This is a genomic window from Coxiella-like endosymbiont, from assembly GCF_002871095.1.
In the GTDB taxonomy this organism is placed as follows: Bacteria; Pseudomonadota; Gammaproteobacteria; order Coxiellales; family Coxiellaceae; genus Coxiella.
Window position 1 is genome coordinate 1 of the sequence record NZ_NSHJ01000144.1, and the last position, 4,892, is coordinate 4,892.

Sequence of the window (4,892 nt, forward strand, 5' to 3'; positions counted from 1 at the left end):
GATTAACTTCCTATCTAATCTACCATTCTTTTGTTCAAATTTATAAAAATAAATATAGGACATTGAGTTAAAAATAAGTAACTTATTAGCAAATAATCTAAAAAAACAGCTATTTTTAGCAAAAAGATATGTATTCTTTAATACAAGAATTTACTAACATTAGATGATTGTATTTTATAAATTTATTCTATGATATATATAAAATCCATAATGGAGCAGTCAATTTTTTTACTTTTTTACAATCTTCACTGCTTAAAACCGGTATGAGTAGACTAACATTAAGTAACATCCTCTTTAGTGAAGACTTTTTTCCTTCTTTCCTACACAATAGAAGCATTCTATGCTGTTTAGAAGAAAAAAATCTCGTGGTAAACTAGACGTCTGCGTCACCAATAATTTATTTTATACTTTTTAAAATTAATGATTTACAGTTTATGGGTCATGATATTGGGGGGGCATTTAATTCTTACTTTCCATCAATGCATCATGCGATAATCTAAGCTCCACAAAATCCACAAAGAACCACCAATCAATACTACTAGTATCAATATCGTGAATAAAAAAGACATTAAATTCATTTGACTTTGTTCATTTTTTGCGTTTAATCGTAAAAAGAAAATAACCTGAACTATGAATTGGATAAAGGTAGATACAAAGATAATAGCTAATAGTGTTTTTTTAGAAAGAGTCGTATACATTACAGTCATAAAAGAAATTAAAATAAGGATCATGCACAAAATCATTCCAGTAATGTACATACTTAATTTTTTTTTTGCAGTTTCATAAGTTTCTTCAGAAAGTATCGCACTCATAATATGGCCTCCATTAAATAAACAATTGTGAAGAGGAAAATCCAAACGATATCCAAAAAATTCCAAAACAAACCTAAATAAACCATTCGTCTTGCTGTATTCCGATTAATTTTCAAAATTAGTAATTGAATAATCATTATCAATATCCATAATAAGCCTATTGTAACGTGAAACCCATGACTTCCTACAAGGGTAAAAAAAGCAGAGGTAGCACCACTTACGTTCCAGGCATAGTGTTCAGCAGTTAAATGAATAAATTCTTTCACTTCCATAATGACGAATCCGGAACCCAATATAAGAGTGAAGACCAACCACAATATGACAAGGGGCAATTGATTTTTACTAATCTCAAACATAGCTAAGCAATAAGTGAAATTACTCGCTAATAAAAAGAGGGTTTCAATCAAAACATAAGGTAAATCAATCAATGGCTTTAACGAAGGACCAACCGCTCCAGGATGGTGTAATACTAAAAAAGTAGCAAATAATGAAGCAAATAAAATACAGTCGGTCATAATGTAAAGCCAAAAACCAAAAATATCCGTTACATCTGAATCCTGATGGTAATTACGTTCAGTCAGTGATATGTGTGGATTCATGATAATGCTTCCTCATAATGACGTAACTCAGTTTGTTTTACTGTGTCAGCTTTAAGATAATAGTCAATATCTTGACTAAAAGTTCGCGTAATTACGGTAGCAATTACTCCAATCAATCCAAAAATACTAGGAATCCACATGTGCCAAATAATGGCAAATGCAAAAACCCCAGCAAAGATAGCGATCAAGAAACCTACTGAAGTATTTTTTGGTATATGGATATCTGTGTATTGAATATCTTCTGGATTGACACGCCAGGGACGGCCTCGTTTTTTAGCTTCTTGTTTTTGAATCCAGAATTGATCCCTTCCCTCTATTTTTGGAATAATAGCAAAATTATATAACGGTGCAGGTGAAGCTACCGACCATTCCAAAGTTCGACCATTCCAGGGATCCCCAGTATTATCACGCAAATTATGACGATTCTTAATACTTACGATAATTTGAGTGATTTGCAATAAAAGACCAATCATAATCAGAGCTGCACCAACAGCCGCAACAATGAAATAGGGTTGTAAGGTAACATCTGCATAATGATTAAGTCGGCGCATTACTCCCATTAGCCCAAGAAGATAAAGTGGCATAAATGCAGTATAAAAACCCGCTATCCAAAAAACAAAAGACCATTTCCCTAAGCGTTCATCAAGTCGAAAACCAAAAACTTTTGGGAACCAATAAATTAATCCGGAGAAAAATCCAAATAAAACACCACCAATAATCACATTATGGAAATGACCAACTAAAAATAGACTGTTATGAACCTGAAAATCAATCGACGGCACAGACATCAATACCCCTGTAATTCCTCCAATAGAAAAAGTAATAAAAAAAGCAAATACCCACAGCATGGGAGTGTGCATAATAATTTTGCCTTTACAGATCGTAAAGAGCCAATTAAAAATTTTGACTCCAGTAGGTACAGCAATAATCATTGTTGCAATACCAAAAACAGCATTTACATTGCCCCCACTGCCCATGGTAAAGAAGTGATGAGCCCAAACGATAAACGAAAAAAAGGTAATAATAAGAGTGGCGTATACCATTGTCACATAACCAAATAATTTCTTTTGGCTAAACGTAGCTACAACTTCAGAAAATACACCAAAAGCAGGCAAAATTAAAATGTAAACTTCAGGATGTCCCCAGGCCCAAATTAAATTGATATACATCATCATATTGCCACCAGCGTACTGGCTAAAGAAGTGCATTCCTAAAAGACGATCGAGTGTTAACAACCCCAAACTAACGGTTAAAATCGGAAATGCAAGAGCAATTAAAATCATTGAACTAAATGTTGTCCAAACGAAAATAGGCATTTTCATGAAAGTCATTCCCGGAGCACGCATCTTAATCACGGTCGCAATAAAATTAATACCCCCTAAAAGGCTTCCTATACCCGCAATCTGTAACGACCAAATAAAATAATCGACGCCTACTGTAGGGCTATAATACAATTCAGAAAGTGGAGGGTAAGCTAACCAACCTGTTCCTGCAAAATCGCCTATAACAAGAGAAAGATTACATAACATCGCTCCAACAAAAGTCATCCAAAAGCTGAAAGAATTAAGATAAGGAAACGCAACGTCCCTGGCACCAATTTGTAGTGGCAAAGCAATATTGGCAAGACCAAAGACTAATGGCATAGCTACAAAAAAAATCATAATAACACCATGAGCTGTAAAAATTTGATCATAATGTTCGGGAGGTAAAAAACCCATATTTGCACCTGCTGCTATAGCTTGCTGTAAACGCATCAATACCACATCAGAAAACCCCCGCAATAGCATGACACCAGCCAAAAGAACATACATGATGCCAATTTTTTTATGATCTACAGAAGTTACCCATTCATACCAGATGTAAGACCATTTTTTACTAATCGTGAAAAATATCAAAACTCCACAAAAAACCACTGCCATGAAAATAGCAGCGCCCATAATAATCGGGCTATGAAGAGGAATAGCATCAAGTGTCAACTTACCCAAACAAAGTTCTCTTAACATTGCAGTGTGATCCTTTCTAGTAATTAAATTAATAATGAGGCTTTTTATGTTCCCACTGAGTGGGCATTCCAGTAGTTGTTTGCATATACTTCATCATGATCTGTGAAAATAAATTAGATACTACTGACGAATAATAATGCACAGGTTCTTTGATAGAAGGTTTGATAAGCTTTTGGTACACAAATGGAGTTAATTTCTTACCTGACCGCTTAACAACAGCAAACCACTGTTGTAATTCATTAAGTTCCACTACTTTCACCTTAAAACACATATCTGAAAATCCATCTCCATTGTATTGCCCATCCAGCCCTTCATAAGTGCCATCTGCTGAAGCAATTAAATGCAAGCGTGTCTGCATCCCAGCCATGGTATAAATTTGGCTGCCTAACTGAGGAATAAAAAAAGCACTCATTGGAACGTTATCATTCGTGAACACAAATTTAACCTGCTCACTCCTAGCAATCTCTAAATAGTTAACTGTAGCAATATTTTGCTCTGGATAAATAAAAAGCCATTTCCATGGTAAAGCTACTACCTGTATCAGCAGCATCGGTTTTCCCACCCCCTCTATAGGGCGATACGGATCTAATTTATGGCTCATCGTCCACGTTCTACTCCCCAGAATTAAAATAATAGCTAATGGAATTCCCCACCATATCGCTTCTAACAAAATACTATGGCCCCAATTCGGCTGATAATCTAAGATTTTACGACTAGCACGGTAACGAACAATAAAGACACAGCTCATGATGAAAACGGGTATGATTATGATTAGCATCAAAGCAAGTGCATCAACAAATAACTGCTTTTCTTCGTAGGTTATTACCCCTTTAGGATTCAGAATACCAGTCATCATCGTACGACAGCCTACCAGAGTAAGAACACTGAAGATGCTCAACCCAAATAAAAAAAACTTCATTGTTTTTTTCAAAGAGTTACAAAGTTTTACGTTTTTTTTATCAATCATCACAACTTCCATAGCCTATTATTCATATTATTCATAGGCTATTATTTAACCAATTTTTATTTAACATACCGTGCTTTTTTCTGGCATAACATAAATATATTGTTAATATCATCTAGAGACAATACTTAACAAAAAACTAAAGATAAATTTTATTTTTAATCACTGCTTCAGTGTTTCTATTTTATCCGTGTAAATCCTCTTTTAAAAAAAGAGAATACCAATAATCATAGTTAAGAAAAAATATAGCAAGAAGGTATAATAATATAATAATACAATGAGTTAGGTTGTATTTATAGACTTATATTTTCTATGTTATTATAACAGTTTTAACATAAAATAAAAAAGTAGAAGAGGGGAGGAGAGAAAAAGGAAGAGGGGGGGGAGAGAGGGGGGGGAGGAAGGGGCAGAAGAAGGGAGAAAAGGAGAGAGAAGGGAAGAGAAAAAGAGAGGAAAAAAGGGAGGGAGGGGAGAGGAGGGGGGGAGAAAGGAGGAGAGGAGGAGAAAGGGAGGA

General features: G+C 34.7%; 4 protein-coding genes. All 4 read right to left on the minus strand.

Annotated elements, in window-relative coordinates:
• Window positions 1-476 precede the first annotated feature (476 nt).
• From cyoD to CLERM_RS03355, 4 genes are read right to left on the minus strand one after another with little or no spacing between them, the layout of a single operon-like run.
• Window positions 477-812, minus strand: a complete 336-nt coding sequence (gene cyoD / locus CLERM_RS03340) for a cytochrome o ubiquinol oxidase subunit IV (RefSeq protein WP_102157174.1) — start codon at window positions 810-812, stop codon at window positions 477-479.
• Window positions 809-1,411: a cytochrome o ubiquinol oxidase subunit III gene (gene cyoC / locus CLERM_RS03345; protein WP_102157175.1), complete on the minus strand. Its 603-nt coding sequence runs from the start codon at window positions 1,409-1,411 to the stop codon at window positions 809-811. The genes cyoD and cyoC overlap by 4 nt, the downstream gene beginning before the upstream one ends.
• Window positions 1,408-3,414 (minus strand): cytochrome o ubiquinol oxidase subunit I, encoded by a 2,007-nt coding sequence (gene cyoB / locus CLERM_RS03350; protein WP_102157176.1) that lies wholly within the window; start codon window positions 3,412-3,414, stop codon window positions 1,408-1,410. Before cyoB ends, cyoC begins: the two co-directional genes overlap by 4 nt.
• A 28-nt stretch (window positions 3,415-3,442) precedes the next feature.
• Complete coding sequence (locus CLERM_RS03355) at window positions 3,443-4,333, minus strand: COX aromatic rich motif-containing protein (RefSeq protein ID WP_236905146.1); 891 nt, start codon at window positions 4,331-4,333, stop codon at window positions 3,443-3,445.
• Window positions 4,334-4,892: the final 559 nt, after the last annotated feature.

What these genes read in the sequence shown, in the direction of transcription:
- cyoD (WP_102157174.1), bottom strand. Translation starts at nt 812, where the DNA reads ATGAGTGCGATACTTTCTGAAGAAACTTATGAAACTGCAAAAAAAAAA.
- CLERM_RS03355 (WP_236905146.1), bottom strand. Translation starts at nt 4,333, where the DNA reads ATGAAGTTTTTTTTATTTGGGTTGAGCATCTTCAGTGTTCTTACTCTG.
- cyoB (WP_102157176.1), bottom strand. Translation starts at nt 3,414, where the DNA reads ATGTTAAGAGAACTTTGTTTGGGTAAGTTGACACTTGATGCTATTCCT.
- cyoC (WP_102157175.1), bottom strand. Translation starts at nt 1,411, where the DNA reads ATGAATCCACACATATCACTGACTGAACGTAATTACCATCAGGATTCA.